The 18,415-nt window shown below is 70.4% G+C and carries 17 protein-coding genes; 7 read left to right on the top strand and 10 right to left on the bottom strand.

Annotation, left to right across the window (positions count from 1 at the left end):
- The first annotated feature begins 45 nt into the window (after positions 1 to 45).
- Complete coding sequence (locus OG293_RS14295; RefSeq protein ID WP_405999172.1) at positions 46 to 984, top strand: ABC transporter ATP-binding protein; 939 nt, start codon at positions 46 to 48, stop codon at positions 982 to 984.
- On the top strand, positions 971 to 1,867 hold the full coding sequence (locus OG293_RS14290) for an ABC transporter permease (protein ID WP_405999171.1): 897 nt from the start codon (positions 971 to 973) through the stop codon (positions 1,865 to 1,867). Before OG293_RS14295 ends, OG293_RS14290 begins: the two co-directional genes overlap by 14 nt.
- On the opposite strand, the gene OG293_RS14285 is transcribed toward OG293_RS14290, so the two are convergent.
- From OG293_RS14285 to OG293_RS14265, 5 genes are all read right to left on the bottom strand, one after another.
- Positions 1,857 to 2,405 carry a flavodoxin family protein gene (locus tag OG293_RS14285; RefSeq protein WP_405999170.1) on the bottom strand — a complete coding sequence of 183 codons (549 nt, stop codon included), beginning with the start codon at positions 2,403 to 2,405 and terminating at the stop codon, positions 1,857 to 1,859. The two genes, OG293_RS14290 and OG293_RS14285, sit on opposite strands and share 11 nt — an antisense overlap.
- 97 nt (positions 2,406 to 2,502) lie before the next feature.
- Positions 2,503 to 3,813 (bottom strand): M28 family metallopeptidase, encoded by a 1,311-nt coding sequence (locus OG293_RS14280; RefSeq protein WP_405999169.1) that lies wholly within the window; start codon positions 3,811 to 3,813, stop codon positions 2,503 to 2,505.
- 201 nt (positions 3,814 to 4,014) lie between these two features.
- Complete coding sequence (locus tag OG293_RS14275; protein WP_405999168.1) at positions 4,015 to 4,359, bottom strand: hypothetical protein; 345 nt, start codon at positions 4,357 to 4,359, stop codon at positions 4,015 to 4,017.
- Positions 4,360 to 4,737: 378 nt separating this feature from the next.
- A complete protein-coding gene (gene rarD / locus OG293_RS14270; RefSeq protein WP_405999167.1) occupies positions 4,738 to 5,742 on the bottom strand; it encodes an EamA family transporter RarD in 1,005 nt (334 codons plus the stop codon).
- A 235-nt stretch (positions 5,743 to 5,977) separates the two neighbouring features.
- Positions 5,978 to 6,838, bottom strand: a complete 861-nt coding sequence (locus OG293_RS14265) for an SDR family oxidoreductase (protein ID WP_405999166.1) — start codon at positions 6,836 to 6,838, stop codon at positions 5,978 to 5,980.
- A gap of 110 nt (positions 6,839 to 6,948) precedes the next feature.
- Here OG293_RS14265 and OG293_RS14260 point away from each other — a divergent pair, with 110 nt between their 5' ends.
- Positions 6,949 to 7,323, top strand: a complete 375-nt coding sequence (locus OG293_RS14260; protein WP_405999165.1) for a winged helix-turn-helix transcriptional regulator — start codon at positions 6,949 to 6,951, stop codon at positions 7,321 to 7,323.
- A 48-nt stretch (positions 7,324 to 7,371) separates the two neighbouring features.
- Here OG293_RS14260 and OG293_RS14255 read toward each other — a convergent pair whose 3' ends face one another.
- From OG293_RS14255 to OG293_RS14235, 5 genes are all read right to left on the bottom strand, one after another.
- Positions 7,372 to 8,433, bottom strand: a complete 1,062-nt coding sequence (locus OG293_RS14255) for a 2-oxoacid:ferredoxin oxidoreductase subunit beta (protein WP_405999164.1) — start codon at positions 8,431 to 8,433, stop codon at positions 7,372 to 7,374.
- The gene (locus tag OG293_RS14250; RefSeq protein WP_405999163.1) at positions 8,426 to 10,387 is read right to left on the bottom strand and encodes a 2-oxoacid:acceptor oxidoreductase subunit alpha; all 1,962 of its coding nucleotides are present in this window, start codon (positions 10,385 to 10,387) and stop codon (positions 8,426 to 8,428) included. Before OG293_RS14250 ends, OG293_RS14255 begins: the two co-directional genes overlap by 8 nt.
- Before the next feature lie 330 nt (positions 10,388 to 10,717).
- Complete coding sequence (locus OG293_RS14245) at positions 10,718 to 11,377, bottom strand: LuxR C-terminal-related transcriptional regulator (RefSeq protein WP_405999162.1); 660 nt, start codon at positions 11,375 to 11,377, stop codon at positions 10,718 to 10,720.
- Positions 11,378 to 11,555: 178 nt separating this feature from the next.
- Positions 11,556 to 12,869: a sensor histidine kinase gene (locus OG293_RS14240; RefSeq protein WP_406003591.1), complete on the bottom strand. Its 1,314-nt coding sequence runs from the start codon at positions 12,867 to 12,869 to the stop codon at positions 11,556 to 11,558.
- A gap of 800 nt (positions 12,870 to 13,669) precedes the next feature.
- Complete coding sequence (locus OG293_RS14235) at positions 13,670 to 14,845, bottom strand: sensor histidine kinase (RefSeq protein WP_405999161.1); 1,176 nt, start codon at positions 14,843 to 14,845, stop codon at positions 13,670 to 13,672.
- Between the two features lie 180 nt (positions 14,846 to 15,025).
- Between OG293_RS14235 and OG293_RS14230 the strand changes: the two genes are divergently transcribed.
- Genes OG293_RS14230 through OG293_RS14215 form a run of 4 tightly spaced genes read left to right on the top strand, consistent with a single transcriptional unit; the run spans position 15,026 to position 18,415 of the window.
- A complete protein-coding gene (locus tag OG293_RS14230) occupies positions 15,026 to 15,424 on the top strand; it encodes an NADH-quinone oxidoreductase subunit A (RefSeq protein WP_405999160.1) in 399 nt (132 codons plus the stop codon).
- Entirely contained in the window at positions 15,415 to 16,029 is a 615-nt protein-coding gene (locus OG293_RS14225; protein WP_405999159.1) for an NADH-quinone oxidoreductase subunit B, read from the top strand. Before OG293_RS14230 ends, OG293_RS14225 begins: the two co-directional genes overlap by 10 nt.
- Positions 16,026 to 17,453: an NADH-quinone oxidoreductase subunit C gene (locus OG293_RS14220; protein ID WP_405999158.1), complete on the top strand. Its 1,428-nt coding sequence runs from the start codon at positions 16,026 to 16,028 to the stop codon at positions 17,451 to 17,453. The genes OG293_RS14225 and OG293_RS14220 overlap by 4 nt, the downstream gene beginning before the upstream one ends.
- Positions 17,450 to 18,415, top strand: coding sequence for an NADH-quinone oxidoreductase subunit H (locus OG293_RS14215; RefSeq protein ID WP_405999157.1), 966 nt, complete (start codon positions 17,450 to 17,452; stop codon positions 18,413 to 18,415). The genes OG293_RS14220 and OG293_RS14215 overlap by 4 nt, the downstream gene beginning before the upstream one ends.

Raw genomic sequence — 18,415 nt, 5'->3', positions numbered from 1 at the left:
CGTACGGTGGGGCGGACCGCTGACCGAGTGAACGGGGGACCGGACATGACAGCCGTCATCGAGACGCGCGGGCTGACCAAGCGCTACCGGGGCGGGCAGTTGGCCGTCGACGGGCTCGATCTCACGGTGCCCGACGGCAGCGTCTTCGGCTTCCTCGGCCCCAACGGCTCCGGCAAGACCACCACCATCCGCATGCTGATGGGGCTCATCGAACCGACCGCCGGCAGCGCCACCGTCCTCGGCCGGCCCATGCCCCGCGCGGCGCGGAGCGTGCTCCCGCAGGTGGGCGCGCTGATCGAAGGACCCGCGCTGTACGGATTCCTCAGCGGCCGGGACAATCTGCTGCGGTACGACTCCGCCGACCCGTGCGCCGATCCCCGCACCCGGCGCGCCCGGGTGGCCGCCGCCCTCGACCGGGTCGGGCTGGCTCCGGCCGCTGCCAAGAAGGCCAAGGCGTACTCCCTGGGCATGAAGCAGCGGCTGGGCCTGGCTGCCGCGCTGCTCCAGCCGCGGAGGCTGCTGGTGCTGGACGAGCCGACCAACGGGCTCGACCCGCAGGGCATGCGGGAGATCCGGGCGCTGGTCAGGGAACTGGCGGCGGACGGGACGACCGTCTTTCTCTCCTCCCACCTCCTCGACGAGATCGAGCAGGTCTGCACGCACGCGGCGGTGATGGCCCAGGGACGGCTGCTCACCCAGGGGCCGGTCGCCGATCTCGCGGCGGGCACACGCGGACGCCTGGGTGTCACCACCCCCGATGCGGCCGACGCCGCCCGTCTCCTCAAGGAGCTGGGCATCACCGATCTCACGGTGGCCGACGACCGGGTGACCGGAGAACTGCCCTCCATGGAGACGGAGTTGGCGGAGATCAACGCCGCGCTGGTGAACGGCGGTGTACGGGTACGCGGCTTCGGCATCGAGCGCGCCTCGCTCGAGGACGCCTTCGTCGCGCTGACCGGAGAGGGCTTCGATGTCGCAGGCTGACACGCTGTCGGGCACCGACACACTCCCCGGGGCGAGGACACCGAGCCCCCTGTGGGCGTTCGGCCTCTTCCGCTCCGAACTGGCCACCACCTTCCGGCGCTGGCGCACGCTCGCCCTGCTGGCGGTGCTGGCCGCCGTTCCCGTACTGATCGGCATCGCCGTGAAGATCGAGACGAGCGACGGCGGACCGGTCGGCGACGGCAGCGGGCAGGGGCCCGCGTTCATCACCCAGATCACCAACAACGGGCTCTTCCTGGTCTTCGCCGCGCTTGCCGCGACCCTGCCCGTCTTCCTGCCCATGGCGATCGGGGTCGTCGCCGGTGACGCGGTCGCCGGCGAGGCGAACGCCGGGACGCTGCGCTATCTGCTGGTCGCGCCGGCCGGACGCACCCGGCTGCTGCTCGCCAAGTACGCCACGGCCTGCGCCTTCTGCCTGGTGGCGACCCTGGTCGTGGCGGCCTCGGCGCTGGCCGTCGGGGCGCTGCTCTTCCCGCTCGGTGATGTCACGACGATCTCCGGCACCCGGATCTCCTTCGGGGACGGGCTGCTGCGGGCCGGTCTGGTCGCCGTTGTCGTCGCCGCTTCGCTGACCGGGATCGCGGCGCTCGGGGTGTTCGTGTCGTCGCTGACGGGCAGCGGCATCGCGGCCATGGCGACGACCGTGGGACTGCTGATCACCGTGCAGATCCTGGACACGATTCCGCAGCTGCACGGCATCCATCCGTATCTCTTCCCGCACTACTGGCTGTCCTTCGCGGACCTGATGCGGGAGCCGGTCTACTGGGACGAGGTGCTGCGGAACCTCGGTCTCCAGGGGGTCTACGTCGCGGTGTTCGGCGCGGCGGCGTGGGCGCGCTTCACGACGAAGGACATCACGGCGTGAAGAACGCCTTGGCCCGGGTGGTGGCGTCCGTGTCGCTCTCCACCTGACCCGGCCGGGTGCCGCCTCCGAGCAGGACCCCGCCGAAGGGCATGCCCATGAACTCCGCGGTGTTGCGCAGGGTGCCGATCAGCGGCTCGGCCTTGTCGGGGCTGCTCGCGTACGAGGTCACGCCCCACAGCGTGCGCCCCGCCATGCGCGCCTTGAAGTCCACGCCGGGCACCCGCATCCAGCCCGACCAGTGGTCGAGATAGCGCTTGGTGCCGGCCGAGAGGGAATACCAGTACAGGGGCGAGGCGATGACGAGGTCGGTCGCCTGAAGGGTGGCGTCCAGCAGGGTGGCCGCGTGTCCGGTGGGGGCGGGGTAGACGCCCTCGCCCTCGTGGCGCAGATCCTCGAACTCGGGCAGCGGGAGGTCGGAGAGCCGCAGCCAGCGCTGCCCGGCTCCGGCCGGGAGCTGTTCGGCGGCCAGCCGGGCCAGCGTCTCGGTGTTGCCGCCCGTGCGGCTGCTGCCCAGCAGGAACAGGAACGTGCGGTCCACGGTGGTACCCCTCGTCTGCGTACCCGAAGATGACTGCATGCGTGCGCAGTATATGCACACGCATGCAGTCGGTGGGGGGTGGCAGCTGTGGGGTCCCTCAGAAGGTGAGCTTGAAGCCGTTGATGTAGCCGGTGTCGAGGGCCGCCTTGTCCTGGGCCCGCAGCTTCCAGGTGCCGTTGGCGGCCTCGGAGGAGGCGTTGACGGTGTAGGTCGTCTGGACGTTGTCGGCGGAGTCGGAGCCGCTGAAGGGCTTCAGGTTGTAGACCGATCCGTCGGGGGCGACCAGGTCGACGACGAGGTCGCCGCGCCAGGTGTGGACGATGTCCACACCTACCTTGAGGGTGGCCGGGGCGTTGCCGGTGCGGCCGGTGACGTTGACCGAGGAGGTGACGGCCGCGCCGTTGTCCGGGATCGCCACGTCGGCGGTGTTCTCGAAGACCGTACCGTCCGGCGGGGTGGTCGTCCCCGCGGACAGCGTCCAGATCGCGTGCGCGATCGCGTCGCTGTTGCGGTCCAGCGCGGTGTCGTTGATGTTCGACGAGGTGTCGCAGGAGCGGTGGTAGCAGGCGTCGAAGGCCTGACCGGCCGTGCCGCCCCACTTCTGCGCCTGGGCCGCGGTCTTGGTGTAGTCGGCGCCGGTGAACAGCCCGCCGACCGGGACGCCCGCGTTCTTGAACGGCGCGTGGTCGGAGCGGCCGTCGCCCTCGGTCTCGATCTCCGTCGGGATGCTCAGTCCCGCGAAGTAGTCCTTGAATGTCTTCTCGATCGCCGGGTCGTCGTCGTAGACGAAGTAGCCGGGGTTCGGCGACCCGATCATGTCGAAGTTGAGGTACCCGGAGATCTTCGAACGCTCCGTGGACGCCAGGTTGTTGACGTAGTACCTCGATCCGACCAGGCCCAGCTCCTCGGCGCCCCACCAGCCGAAGCGCACGTGCTTCTCGGGCTGGAACTGGGCGCGGGAGACGGCGAGCGCGGTCTCCAGGACGGCCGCCGACCCGGAGCCGTTGTCGTTGATGCCGGGCCCGGCCGAGACCGAGTCGAGGTGGGAGCCGGCCATCAGCACCTGGTTGGGGTCACCGCCCGGCCAGTCGGCTATCAGGTTGTAGCCGGTGGCGCCCGACGACGTGAACTGCTGGATGGACGTGGTGAATCCGGCGGCGTCCAGCTTCGACTTCACATAGTCGAGGGACGCCTTGTAGCCGGTCCGTCCGTGCGCGCGGTTGCCGCCGTTGGCCGTGGCGATCGACTGCAGCTGGGTCAGATGGGCCTTGACGTTGGCCAGAGGTATGTCGGGTGCTGCGAGCGTGGGCGCCGGAGCCGCGGTCGCCGCGGGCGCGGCGGATCCGAGCAGCCCGGCGAGGGCGAGCGCGGCGGCCGCGGCGGTGCGTCTGGGTATGGAGAGGTTCATGTGTGGGGGCTCCGAATTCCGTACGGGGACATGACGGAACGTGCGAGACGCCCCGGGATGGCGGGTCCCGGGGCGCTGGAGCTGGTGGTGCGCAGTGCGTGCTGAGAGTTCAGCGAGAGTTTGACCACCCGTCAAGGGCGGAAACCGGTCACTGGTGTTCACATTCCGAACAGGTTGTGGTTCTGCCCGGTCAGGAGACGGTCAGAAGAAGACGACCGAGCGCAGCTTGAGGCGGGTGCCCGCATGTCCTCCGAAGGGCCTGAGCACGTAGTGGTCACCCTCGCAGTCGACGCCGGTGAAGACCGTGGCGGTCGCATCGGTGAGGTTCGTCGGGGAGTGCGCGGGCGTCACATACTCGGACGCCACCTCGGGGAGGGTGATGCACTCGCCGCTCGGCGGGTCGAAGAGGTAGCCCAGGTGCGGGTTGCCGCCGATGTCCTCATAGGCGTAGACGAATTCGCCGTCGGCGGCGGCGGCGGAGCCCGGTGCGGCCAGGAGCATGGTGAGGGCGCAGAGGGCGGCGGCGGAGACGGTGCGAAGTCGCATGCGGGCGACCCTTCGTGTCGCAGTGGTACGGACGCCCAACTGCTGTCCGCCGGGGCACGGCCTCATGCGACCGCCGTCGTGGACCGGCCAGCGGAATCGTTCCCCTGTCACCTGTTCGACGGCACTTTTCCCGGGGCGGGTTTGGGGGCGCCCGCCGCCGTCGGGCCGGGACTCACGCTCCCTGCCGAAGGCGTCGTCCGGATGCCGGACGACGGTGTGATCGCGCCAGGCGTCCCGGCCATGTCGCTGGAGCGCTGCCCGGACCGGCGGCGCGGGGTGCGCTCTCGCGAGGCGTCCCTGCGCGGCCGTCCCTCTACGGAGCGGTACTGGTCTGCGGCGGGTCCGTCCGAGGCCGAACCGGCTGGGGCTGGAGCGACGTCACCGGCTCTCGGGCTGGACCGGCTGGACCGGCTGGACCGTCTGGAGCGGAGCCTCGGGTGCCTGCGCCACGGCCCTGGCCACCGCCGCCGCGGTGGCCAGCCGCATCGCCTGTGCCCTGGTACGCCGAGCCGTCCGCAGTGCGTCCCAGGTCAGCATCGTCAGCGCCAGCCACACCAGCGCGAAACCGGCCCACCGCTCGGGCGGCATCTCCTCGTGGAAGTACCAGATCCCCAGCAGGAACTGGAAGACCGGCGCCAGATACTGCAGCAGCCCCAGCGTGGAGAGCGGCACCCGGATCGCCGCCGCCCCGAAACAGACCAGCGGTATCGCGGTCACGAGACCGGTCGCGGCGAGCAGGGCGGCATGGCCCGAGCCGTGCGCGCCGAAGGAGGCCGAGCCGTCCGCGCCCAGCCAGAGCAGAAAGCCGAGCGCCGGGAGGAACTGGATCGCGGTCTCGGCGGCCAGCGACTCGAGACCGCCGATGTTGACCTTCTTCTTGACCAGGCCGTACGTGGCGAAGGAGAAGGCCAGCGTCAGTGAGATCCAGGGCGGCCGGCCGTAGCCGACCGCGAGCACCAGCACGGCGGCGAAGCCGGTGCCGACCGCCGCCCACTGCACGGGGCGCAGCCGCTCCTTGAGCAGCAGCACGCCCATGGCGATGGTGACCAGCGGGTTGATGAAGTAGCCGAGGGACGCCTCGACGACGTGGCCGGAGTTCACGGCCCAGATGTAGATGCCCCAGTTGACGGTGATCACCGCCGCGGCGACCGTGATGAGGCCCAGCTTGCGTGGCCGGCGCAGCAGCTCGCGCACCCAGCTCCAGCGCCGCAGGGCAAGCAGTGCGAGGCCGACGACGGCGAGCGACCAGACCATCCGGTGGGCGAGGATCTCCGCCGCTCCCGAGGGCTTGAGCAGCGGCCAGAAGAGCGGGACCAGGCCCCACAATCCGTAGGCACCGATCCCGTACAGCAGTCCTGCCCGCTGTTCACCGTCCGACTTCACTGACCCTCCCGCCCTGCGCGCGTCACAAGGATCAAGGTACGCGGCACAGGGGCGGGATGTCATGTCCGTATTGCCATACGGTCATGACGAATCTTGCTCCGTCACACAACCTGGGGCGGGCGTCACGCTGTGTCGGTGTGCTGACGGGCGCGATGGGCTCAGTCGGGGCTTCGGTCGGTGGATTCAGCCGGTGGGCTCGGTCGGTGGGCTCAGGCGGTGGGCTCGGTCGGTGGGCTCAGGCGGTGGCGAGCGCCGCCGCGACCGAGTCGGCGAGCGGGGTCGTGGGGCGGCCGGTCAGCCGTGCCAGGTCACCCGTGGTGCCGGCCAGCAGCCCGCGCCCGACGGCCGCGTCGACATCGACGAAGATCTCGGCGAGCGGTCGGGGCAGGCCGGCGCCCGTGAGTATCTCCAGGTGCGTCCCGGCCGGGACGTCGCTGTACGCGATCGTCCGGCCGGTCTGCCGGGACAGCTCGGCCGCGTACTCCGCGAAGGACCAGGCGATGTCGCCGCTCAGCTCGTACGCCTTGCCCAGGTGGCCGTCGCCGGTCAGCACGGCGGCCGCGGCGGTGGCGTAGTCGGCGCGGGCGGCCGAGGCGACCCGGCCCTCTCCCGCGCTGGCGACGACGGCGCCGTGCTCCAGGACGGGGGCCAGGTGCGCGGTGTAGTTCTCGGTGTACCAGCCGTTGCGCAGGAAGGTGTGCGGCAGCCCGGAGTCCAGGATCGCCTGCTCGGTCACCTTGTGCTCGGCGGCCAGCTGGAAATCGGCCTCGGGGCCGCCCAGTACGCCGGTGTACGCGAGCTGCGCGACGCCCGCAGCCTTCGCCGCCTCGATCACGGCCTTGTGCTGGGGGATCCGGTGCCCGACTTCGCTGCCGGAGATCAGCAGGACGCGGTCGCCGCCGCGGAAGACCCCGGCCAGCGTCGCGGGCTCGCTGTAGTCGGCGATCCGCAGCTCGACCCCGCGCGCCGCGAGGTCGGCGGCCTTCTCCTTGTTCCGTACGACGGCGACGAGCTGATCCGCGGGGACCGTGGTGAGCAGCACGTCGATGACGAGGCGGCCCAGGGCTCCGGTGGCTCCGGTGACGACGATGCTCATGGTGGATTTCTTCCTTCGTGTCGCTTGAGTCTCTTGTGTGGCGTTCCCGGACTCACCCTAGGGCGTGCACTAACCGGTGGAAAGTACCCACTTTGAAGTAAGGTACTGGCATGGCCGTAAGGAGAGACCCCGACGTCAATCGCGCGATGTGCCCCTCGCGTCTGATCCTTGAGCACGTCACCAGCCGCTGGGGCGTGCTGGTGCTCGCCACCCTGCTGGAGCGCTCGTACCGTTTCAGCGAGCTGCGCCGCGAGGTCGGAGGCGTCAGCGAGAAGATGCTCGCCCAGACCCTCCAGACCCTGGAGCGCGACGGCTTCGTGCACCGCGATGCCAAGCCGGTCATCCCGCCGCGCGTCGACTACTCCCTGACCGAACTCGGCAAGGAGGCGGCCGAACAGGTCTGGGGCCTCGCACGCTGGACCGAGAAGCGGACGGACGAGGTGCTCGCCGCGCGTACCGCGTACGACGAGGCCCGGACCTCCTGAGCGGAGATCCGGGCCTCGGACGGCTCGGCCGTGGTGGTCGGGGCGGACTCAGCCGACGACGGTCCAGGTGTCGTTGCCCGCGAGCAGCGCGGCCAGGTCGCCCTTGCCGTTCTGTTCGATGGCGGTGTCGAGCTGGTCGGCCATCATCGTGTCGTAGACCGGCCGTTCCACACTGCGAAGTACCCCGATGGGGGTGTGGTGCAGGGTGTCGGGGTCGGCGAGCCGGGAGAGCGCGAAGGCCGTGGTGGGGCTGGCGCTGTGCGCGTCGTGGACCAGGATCTGCGAGGCGTTCTCCGCGGTGACGGCGACCACCTTGAGGTCTCCGGTCGCCGGGTCCCGGACGACACCCTTGTCGCCCTCCGTGCCGAAGCGGATCGGCTGCCCGTGCTCCAGGCGGATCACCGCCTCCTGCGCCTGCTGCTTGTCCTTGAGCACGTCGAACGCGCCGTCGTTGAAGATGTTGCAGTTCTGGTAGATCTCCACCAGCGCGGTGCCCTGGTGGTCGGCTGCCTGGCGCAGCACCTCGGTGAGGTGCCTGCGGTCGGAGTCGACGGTCCGCGCGACGAAGGACGCCTCGGCGCCGATCGCCAGCGAGACCGGGTTGAACGGCGCGTCCAGCGAGCCCATCGGTGTCGACTTGGTGATCTTGCCGACCTCGGAGGTCGGGCTGTACTGGCCCTTGGTGAGCCCGTAGATCCGGTTGTTGAACAGCAGGATCTTCAGGTTCACATTGCGGCGCAGCGCGTGGATCAGATGGTTTCCGCCGATGGAGAGGGCGTCGCCGTCGCCGGTGACCACCCAGACGCTCAGGTCCCGCCTGGAGGAGGCGAGGCCGGTGGCGATGGCGGGCGCACGGCCGTGGATGGAGTGCATCCCGTACGTGTTCATGTAGTACGGGAAACGCGAGGAGCAGCCGATCCCGGAGACGAAGACGATGTTCTCCTTCGCCAGGCCGAGCTCGGGCATGAAGCCCTGCACGGCGGCGAGGACCGCGTAGTCACCGCAGCCGGGGCACCAGCGCACCTCCTGGTCCGACTTGAAGTCCTTCATGGACTGCTTGGCCTCGGCCTTGGGCACCAGGGAGAGCAGAGAAGACGCCGTCTCAGTCATTGATGGCCTCCTTGAGAGCCGCGGCCAGCTGCTCGGCCTTGAACGGCATGCCGTTGACCTGGTTGTAGCTCTGCGCGTCGACCAGGTACTTCGCCCGGATCAGGGTGGCGAGCTGGCCGAGGTTCATCTCCGGTACCACTACCTTCTGGTAACGCTCCAGAACCTCCCCGAGATTCCTCGGGAACGGGTTGAGGTGGCGCAGGTGCGCCTGCGCGATGGGGATACCGGCCGTGCGCAGCCGGCGTACGGCCGCGGTGATCGGCCCGTACGTCGATCCCCAGCCCAGGACCAGGGTCGTGGCGCCGTGCGGATCGTCGACCTCCAGCTCCGGGACCTCGATGCCGTCGATCTTGGCCTGGCGGGTGCGGACCATGAAGTCGTGGTTGGCGGGGTCGTAGGAGATGTTGCCGCTGCCGTCCTGCTTCTCGATGCCGCCGATGCGGTGTTCGAGACCGGGCGTGCCGGGCACGGCCCACGGGCGGGCCAGCGTCTGCGGGTCCCGCTTGTACGGCCAGAAGACCTCGGTGCCGTCCGGCAGCTCGTGGTTGGGTCCGGTGGCGAACTGCACGCGCAGGTCCGGAAGTTCGTCGATCTCGGGGATACGCCACGGCTCGGAGCCGTTGGCCAGATAGCCGTCGCTCAGCAGAATGACGGGCGTGCGGTAGGCGAGCGCGATCCGCACCGCCTCCAGGGCCGCGTCGAAACAGTCGGCGGGCGTGCGCGGAGCCACCAAGGGCACCGGGGCCTCGCCGTTGCGCCCGTACATCGCCTGGAGCAGATCGGCCTGCTCGGTCTTGGTGGGAAGCCCGGTGGAGGGTCCGCCGCGCTGGATGTCCACGACCAGCAGCGGCAGCTCCAGCGAGACCGCGAGGCCGATGGTCTCGGACTTGAGCGCCACACCCGGACCGGAGGTGGTGGTGACGGCGAGCGCCCCTCCGAACGCGGCGCCCAGCGCCGCGCCGATGCCCGCGATCTCGTCCTCGGCCTGGAAGGTCCGTACCCCGAAGTTCTTGTGCTTGGAGAGTTCGTGCAGGATGTCGGAGGCCGGGGTGATGGGATACGAGCCCAGATAGAGGGGCAGGTCGGCCTGCTTGCTCGCGGCGATCAGCCCGTACGACAGGGCCAGGTTCCCGGAGATGTTGCGGTACGTGCCGGTGGGGAACGCCGTGCTCGCGGGCGCCACCTCGTAGGAGACGGCGAAGTCCTCGGTCGTCTCGCCGAAGTTCCAGCCGGCCCTGAAGGCGGCGACGTTCGCCTCGGCGATCTGCGGCTTCTTGGCGAACTTGGTCCGCAGGAAGGTCTCGGTGCCCTCGGTCGGCCGGTGGTACATCCAGCTCAGGAGCCCCAGCGCGAACATGTTCTTCGAGCGCTCGGCCTCCTTGCGGGAGAGCCCGAAGTCCTTCAGCGCCTCGATGGTGAGCGTCGTCAGCGGCACCGGGTGGACGTGGTACGCGGAGAGCGAGCCGTCCTCCAGCGGCGAGGTGTCGTAGCCGACCTTGGCCATCGCGCGCTTGGCGAATTCGTCGGTGTTGACGATGATCTCCCCGCCGCGCGGCACATCGGCGATGTTCGCCTTGAGAGCGGCCGGGTTCATGGCGACCAGGACGTTCGGCGCGTCGCCGGGCGTGAGGATGTCGTGGTCGGCGAAGTGCAGCTGGAAGCTGGAGACGCCCGGGAGCGTCCCGGCGGGCGCCCTGATCTCGGCGGGAAAGTTCGGCAGGGTGGAGAGGTCGTTCCCGAACGATGCGGTCTCGGAGGTGAAGCGGTCACCGGTGAGCTGCATACCGTCACCGGAGTCACCCGCGAAGCGGATGATCACCCGGTCCAGACGGCGGATCTCCTTCTCGCCGGAGGGCTTGCGTTGTCCCCCGACGAGAGCCTCATTGGACTCGTCATTGGCCTCGTCATTGGCCTCATCGGCCTGCTCGGCTGGGCTACTGACCTGGCTGGTCACTGAACTGGACCTCCCTCGAGGCGGCTGCTCGGGCCCGGTCGGCCCACCGGCCGTCCCATTAGCCACCCTACGTCCGTTAGGGTCGCCTTCCCTGGACCGTTCCTGTGCCGGGCGTCCTTCCGGCGCACCCTGACACCCTGACGTGCCATGCTCCGTTCGCCCCCAGGGTCCTTCCTGGGTCTTTCTCGGGTCCTTCTGGGGTCCTTCTGGTGAGACGCTCCCTGGGCGTTCTTCGGTTCTGGAATCGTTCTCCGGTTCCGGAATCATTCTTCGGTTCCGGGTCTGTCGTCCGCTCGACACCTGCTCGATATCTGACAGAGTGTCAGTTAATTACGAGTTCAGGTAGGTCAGCACCGCCAGTACACGCCGGTGATCCCCGTCACTGGGGGACAGCCCGAGCTTCAGGAAGATGTTGCTGACGTGCTTCTCCACCGCGCCGTCGCTCACCACCAGCTGCTTGGCGATCGCCGAATTCGTCCGCCCCTCGGCCATCAGGCCCATGACCTCACGCTCGCGCGGGGTGAGGTTGGCCAGTACGTCCTGTTTGCGGCTGCGGCCGAGCAGCTGCGCCACGACCTCGGGGTCCAGCGCGGTCCCGCCCCGGGCCACCCGCACCACCGCGTCGACGAACTCACGGACCTCGGCCACCCGGTCCTTGAGGAGGTAGCCGACGCCACGGCTGCTGCCCGCGAGCAGCTCGGTGGCGTACTGCTCCTCGACGTACTGGGAAAGGACCAGCACGCCGATCCCGGGATGGTCGCGGCGGAGCCGTACCGCCGCGCGCACACCCTCATCCGTATGAGTGGGCGGCATCCGCACGTCCGCGACCACCACATCGGGCAGCGAGTCCTGCGCCGCAAGGTCGCCGATGGTCTTGATCAGTGCCTCCGCGTCCCCCACGCCCGCCACGACGTCGTGCCCGCGGTCGGTCAGCAGCCGGGTCAGGCCCTCTCGAAGCAGCACTGAATCCTCGGCGATGACCACTCGCACCCTGTCCTCCACGAAACTGAAGCCCCCATGTCGATCCGCATCCCGCCCATTGCAGCGTCCAGCATCCCAGTATTGGCGGGGGAGTGCCCGCAGGCTGGGGGAACTGGCGGTTCTGAGAGGCGGGGGCGGGCGAGGCAGGGCCGGGGAGCCGAGAGCTGTGCCGTCGGCGTGGACCGGGTCAGCCACGCCAGGGGAGCTCGGCGGTCACCGTCGTGGGGCCGCCGACGGGCGAGTCGAGGGCCAGGATCCCGTCCACCGCGTCCAGCCGCTCGGCGAGCCCCGCGAGACCGCTGCCGCCGGAGAGGCCGGCGCCGCCCCGGCCGTCGTCGGTGACCTGGAGCATCAACCGGTTCTGGGAACGCCAGACGTCCACCGTGGCGCGGCTCGCCCGCGCGTGCTTGCTGATGTTCTGGAGCAGCTCGGAGACGGTGAAGTAGGCGATGCCCTCGATGGCGGGGGCGGGCCTGTACGGCAGGTCCACCTCGACCGAGACGGGGACCGTGCAGCGGGAGGCGACGGAGGAGAGCGCGGCGTCGAGACCACGGTCGGTCAGCACGGCGGGATGGATGCCCCGGGCAAGATCACGCAGTTCCTGGAGCGCCACCTTCACCTCGCCGTGGGCCTCGTCCACCATGCGGGCGGCCGAGTCCGGGTCCTCCAGGAGCTTCTCCTTGGCCAGACCGAGATCCATGGCGAGGGCGACGAGCCGGGCCTGGGCACCGTCGTGCAGGTCGCGCTCGATACGCCGCAGGTCGGCGGCGGCGGTGTCGACGACCACGCCACGGTCCGACTCCAGTTCGACGACACGGGTGTCGAGGCTGGAGGGTCCGAGAAGTCCGACGACCAGCATCCGGTCGACGGTGGCGAGCCCGCGGATCAGCCAGGGAGTGATGAGGACGAGCACCAGGCCGACGACGGCGGTGGCGCCGATCTCGAAGGGGGTGTCGAGGTAGAGCTGGGTGCCGTCGCTGTCCCCGAAGACCGCGATGCCGGGCTGGTCGAGGAAGCGGGGGAAGGTCCAGCGCCAGAGGGGGTACGTGAGCAGGGCCCAGCCGTCGACCCAGAAGGTGAGGGAGACGGCGAAGGCGACGACGGCCCACGGGAAGTGCAGCAGGGCGTAGAGCAGATGCCGCCAGGATGCGCCGCTCTTGAGTACGGCGCCGACCCAGGACATCAGCCCGTTCGTACGGGCCCGAACGGGAGCCGGATCCCCGACCTCCAGCCGCAACAGTCCCCGCGCCCGGGCCCGCTCAAGGGTCCCGAGCCCTCGGCAGCCGGCGAGCCCGGCGGCCAGGACCGGAATCCCGAGGAAGGTGATGAGGAGCCCGGCGCCGAGGGAGACGGTGGCGATGGCGAAGGCGAAGAAGACGACGCTGATCGGCAGGCTGAGCAGGAGGTACCCGAACTCCCGCCAGGTCCGCCCTTCGAACGGCGCGCGCAGCACGGAGGGAACGAGGTGTTCACGGCGCTCGGGTCCGTATTCCGTGGCCATCTGGGTCGTCCGTTCTGCGATGCGGGCTGTCATGGCCCAAGGGTGGTCCGGGGGAGGGGCGGACACCATGAGGGCGGTTCCCGTGTTGGGAGGGGGGTTTTCCCCACCATGGGGTGGGGCCGACTACGTGGCGGGGCGCCCGGTGCTGTGGGGTGCGGGTTCGTCGCGGCGGGGCGGCCGTTTGGGCGGACGGTCTGTGGGGTGCGGGTCCTGGGGCGCGGCGGGCCGTTTGCGCGGGTGTCTGGAGGGTGCGGGTTCGTCGCGGCGGGGCGGCGTTTGCTCGGGCTGTCTGTGGGGTGCGGGTTCTGGGGCAGCCCCTCAGGGGCGACTCCTCGGCGTCGGCGGGGCGGTGAGGTGTTTCGTGTTGGTCACTCGGTGTCGGCCGCCGATCACCTGCGGGGACGACCTGCACAGCCCCTCCCGGGCTGGGGGCTTCGCGGTGCAGATCCGTCAGGTCGCTCCTCCGGCGGGCGGCAACCGCCAACGCCGCCTGGCCAGGGCAACCACGGGCCCGGAACCGGGCCCGCACGTACCACCCCGTGAGGGACCGGCGGCCGGTCGGCCACCTCCCGTTCGCGGGGCAGCCGCAGGCAACAGGGGCAGGGCGTGAGCCCGTGTCCCTTCTCCGCGGCGAAGCCGCCGGAGCACCGGGAGCACCGGGAGCACCGGGAGCACCGGGAGCACCGGGAGCACCGGGAGCACCGGGGGCGTCAGGCCTCACATTCCCCACCCCCGCCCGCAGGGAGGTCTGGGGCGCAGCGCCAGTTTCGGGAAGGGGCGGGGCGGGGGGACACCCCCGTTCACACCGACCCGCGCCCCCGCCACGGCAACTCCGCCGTCACCACCGTCGGTCCCCCCACCGGCGACTCCAGCACGAACAGCCCGTCCACCGCCCCCAGCCGCTCCGCCAGCCCGGACATCCCCGTACCGCCCTCCAGCCGCGCCCCGCCGTGCCCGTCGTCCGTGACCTGGATCAGGAGGCGGTCCTTGGCTCGCCACACGTCCACCGTGACGCTCTTCGCCTGCGCGTGCTTGCTGACGTTCTGGAGCAGCTCGGAGACTGTGAAGTAGGCGATGCCCTCGATCGCCGCGGCCGGACGCTCAGCCAGGTCGACGGTCACCTTCACCGGCGCGGTGCAGCGGGAGGCGACGGAGGAGAGCGCGGCGTCGAGACCACGGTCGGTCAGCACCGCGGGATGGATCCCGCGCGCCAGATCACGCAGCTCCTGCAGGGCGAGCTTCACCTCGCCGTGTGCCTCGTCCACCATCGCCGCCGCCGCGTCCGGGTCCTCCAGGAGCTTCTCCTTGGCCAGGCCGAGCCCCATCGCGAGGGCGACGAGCCGGGCCTGGGCGCCGTCATGAAGATCGCGTTCGATGCGCCGCAGGTCGGCCGCGGCGGTGTCGACGACCACCCCGCGGTCCGACTCCAACTCCGCGATCCGCCGTTCCAGTTCGTCGGAGGGGGAGAGCAGACCGCGAACCATCGCCCGGTCCGCGTTGGCCAGACCTCGGGCGATGAAGGGCAGTACGGGCCAGAGCACGAAGAGGCCGACCAGTATCACGCTGAAGGTCAGCACGCCCCAGGGCAGCCGTATGAAGGAGTACAGCACCGAACGCCACGCGACGGGGTCCTTCAGGCTGGCCCACAGCCAGGGGAGGAGTCCGTCGCCGCGGTGCGGCGTGTGCAACGGGCTCGGTTCGTCGATGTGGAGCCCGAGCAGTGCCCTGGACCGTGCCCGCTCCGACCTGCCGAGCAGACGCGCGCCCGCGAGTCCGGCGGCGAGCAGCGGCAGACCGATCACGGTCACTGACAGCGCCGCGCCGGTGAAGATCATGAACGCCACATAGAGAAAGCCGAGCAGCGAGGCCGGAAAATTGGCCAGGAGATGCGCAATCTCCTTCCAGGTGTGACGGTCGAAGGCGAAGCGCACGGGTGGCGGCCGGTCGTTGCCGGTGGCGGTGATGCTCGCGGTCATACGGCACAGCCTGCCGGGCCCGGTCGTGCCACGCCATGGGGTACCTGGGTGGGATGAAGTAGGGATAACCCCACCTGATGCGTGACGCGACTGCTTACGGTGCCTTTAGCAGGGCCTAGACTCCCGTGCGTACAGATCGTCGAACAGATCGCCAACGAGGTCAGGGAGCGAGGGGCGGACGTGCCGGAACCGACCGGAGCCGTGCTCGCGGCGGACTATTTCGAGAGTTATTCGGTCGTCGGACTGCTCGCGTTGGTCGGCGTGCTGTTCGTCGCCGTGGCCTTCGGGGCGGGGCGCCTGCTGCGGCCGGTGGTGCCGACGCCGGAGAAGCTGCTGACGTACGAGTGCGGCGTCGACCCGGTCGGCGAGGGCTGGGCGCACACACAGGTCCGCTACTACGTGTACGCCTTCCTGTACGTGATCTTCGCCGTCGACTCGATCTTCCTCTTCCCGTGGGCGACGGTCTTCGCGGCCCCGGGGTACGGCGCGACGACGCTCGTGGAGATGTTCATCTTCCTCGGCTTCCTGGCCGTGGGACTGCTCTATGCATGGAAGAAGGGCGTCCTGGCATGGACGTGACCCGGCCCGAGTCCCAGCCCGAGCCGCCCCAGCCCGAGCTCCTGCCGGAGCCCAAACGCCTGGGTGTGCTGTCGCGACTGGCTCCGGAGCCCATGAAGGTGGTCCTCAACTGGGGCCGCCGCTACAGCCTCTGGGTCTTCAACTTCGGTCTCGCCTGCTGCGCGATCGAGTTCATCGCGGCCTCGATGGCACGGCACGACTTCATCCGGCTCGGCGTGATCCCGTTCGCACCGGGGCCGCGCCAGGCCGACCTGATGGTCGTATCCGGCACGGTCACGGACAAGATGGCGCCGGCGGTGAAGCGTCTGTACGAGCAGATGCCGGAGCCCAAGTACGTCATCTCCTTCGGCGCCTGCTCCAACTGCGGCGGCCCGTACTGGGATTCGTACTCCGTGACCAAGGGCGTCGACCAGATCATCCCCGTCGATGTGTATGTCCCCGGGTGCCCGCCGAGGCCCGAGGCGCTGCTCCAGGGGATTCTGAAGCTCCAGGAGAAGATCGCGCGAGAGTCGCTCGGCGAGCGGTACGGACACGGCGGCCCGTCGGTCGACCAGCTGCGCAGCGGTCTGGTCACCCCGCCGCCGGTGCCGGGAGGTGACCGGTGAACGCCTACGACCGTCTGCCCGACGCAGTCACCGAGATCTTCGGCGAGGAGGCCACGGCGGAGCTGGCCTACGACCTGCTCACCGTCGACGTCCCCGTCGGTTCCTGGATCGCCGGTCTCGAGATCGCCCGCGACAAGCTGGGCTGCACCTATTTCGACTGGCTGAGCGCTGTCGACGAACCGGGCACGGGCTTCCGGGTCTGTGCGCACGTCGCCGCTCTGGAGGGCGGGCACGTCCGCCGGCTGATGCTGCGTACGACCGTCCCGCACGAGGCTCCCGCACTTCCGTCCGCGATCGACATCTACGCGGGCGCGGCCTGGCACGAGCGTGAGACGTACGAGATGTTCGGCGTCACCTTCACCGATCACCCGCACCTGGTGCCGCTGCTCCTCCCGGACGGCTTCGAGGGCCACCCGCTGCGCAAGGACTTCGTCCTCGCGGCGCGCGTGGCCAAGGCGTGGCCGGGCGCGAAGGAGCCGGGGGAGTCGGAGCACGGCGGCCCGAAGCGGCGCCAGATGCTTCCGCCCGGCGTCCCCGACCCGAACGAATGGGGTCCGCTCAAGGGCCAGCTCCCTCCGGCCCCGGCGCGACCCGCCCGTACTCCGCGTGCGGCCGGCGAACGCCCGGTCCGCCGCGTCCGCACCGTGTCCGAGGGCTCGGCATCCCAGGAAGCCGCTCCGGCGACGGAGGCACCGACGACACCACCGGTGACCGGCGACCGTCCTCCGCGCCGGTCGCGCAGCGCCTCGGAAGGCTCGGCGTCCCAGGCGACGGGCGCGACGACGACGCCCGCGACGGCCCCGGCGGCGGAGCCGGTCACGGCCGAGCCCACCGAGCCCACCGAGTCGACCGGGGCCCGCGCTGTTCGGCCGCCGCGCCGCGCTCGCAGCGCCTCCGAGGGCTCGGCGACGCAACGGGACGAGCCCACCGCGACGCCGGACGCTCCGGCACCGGACGAGGGCGCCGGCCCCGCGAACGGGCAGTCGGCCGCCGCGGCCGAGCCTCCCGCGCAGCAGGCCGATGCCCCCCGCGAAGCCCCGGCCCAGGCCCCCGCACCGCGCACCCGTAGTGCCGACGCCCCCTGGCACCACGCCCGCCCGGCGTTCGACGATGCCGCCGACAGCGGCGCGACAGAGGCGGACAGGACGGAGGCCGGTGCGACGGACAGCGCCCCGGCGGAGACGGGAACGACGGACGGTCACGCGAAGGAGTCCGGCACCGGGTCGGGCAGCGGCGGGTCCGGTACCGAGTCGGGCAGCGGCGGGTCCGGCACTGGCGAGTCCGACAGCAACGCCGAGACGGGCACCAGCGACACCGAGGCCCACACACCGTCCGACACATCACCGACCCCCCGGCCGAAGACCGGGTCCCCCGACGGACCCGACACCGAGCCGACCGAGCCTGCCGGAGGCGACCCCGCGTGAACGACGCTCTCGACGTCGCCTTCCGGCTGGTCGTCATCCTCGCCGTGTTCCTCGTCCTCCCACTCGTCATCGGGCAGACCGAGCACAAGGTGATGGCCCATATGCAGGGCCGCCTCGGCCCCATGTACGCGGGTGGCTTCCACGGCTGGGCCCAACTCGTAGCGGACGGCGTGAAGTTCGCACAGAAGGAAGATGTGGTCCCGGACGGCGCCGACCGCCGCATCTTCCAGCTCGCTCCCGCCGTCGCCCTGCTCCCGTACCTCCTTGTGCTGGTCGCGATTCCGCTCGGCCCGAGTGAGGGCTCGGTCGGTCAGGTCGTCGACGCGGGCATCTTCTTCGTGCTCGCCGTCATGGGCGTCGGCGTGCTCGGATCGCTCATGGCGGGCTGGGCGTCGGCCAATAAGTTCTCCCTCCTCGGCGGTCTCCGCACCGCCGCGCAGCTGCTGGCGTACGAACTGCCGATGCTGCTGGCCGCCGCCTCCGTCGCGATGGCCGCCGGCACGGTCTCGCTGCCCGGCATCCTGAACGCCTTCGAGTGGTGGTGGCTGCCCTGGCAGATCGTGGGCGCCCTGGTCTTCTTCGTCGCCGGCCTCGCCGAACTCCAGCGTCCGCCCTTCGACATGCCGGTCGCCGACTCCGAGATCATCTTCGGCGCGTACACCGAGTACACCGGCCTGCGATTCGCGCTGTTCCTGCTCGCCGAGTACGCGGGCATCGTCGTCCTGTGCGCTCTGACCACCGTCCTCTTCCTGGGAGGCTGGCACGGTCCGCTCGGAGCCGACGGTCTCGGCTGGGTCTGGACCCTGCTCAAGACGGCCGTGCTCGCCTTTGTCGTCATCTGGGTGCGGGTGACCTATCCGCGGATGCGCGAGGACCAGCTGCAGAAGCTCGCCTGGACCACTCTCGTCCCCCTTGCTCTCGCCCAGATCGCCCTCACCGGCATCGTGAAGGTGGTGATCTAG

The organism is Streptomyces sp. NBC_00829 (assembly GCF_045161795.1).
In the GTDB taxonomy this organism is placed as follows: domain Bacteria; phylum Actinomycetota; class Actinomycetes; order Streptomycetales; family Streptomycetaceae; genus Streptomyces.
The sequence above is the reverse complement of the archived record's forward strand: the minus strand, read 5'-3'. Positions and strand labels throughout refer to the sequence as shown.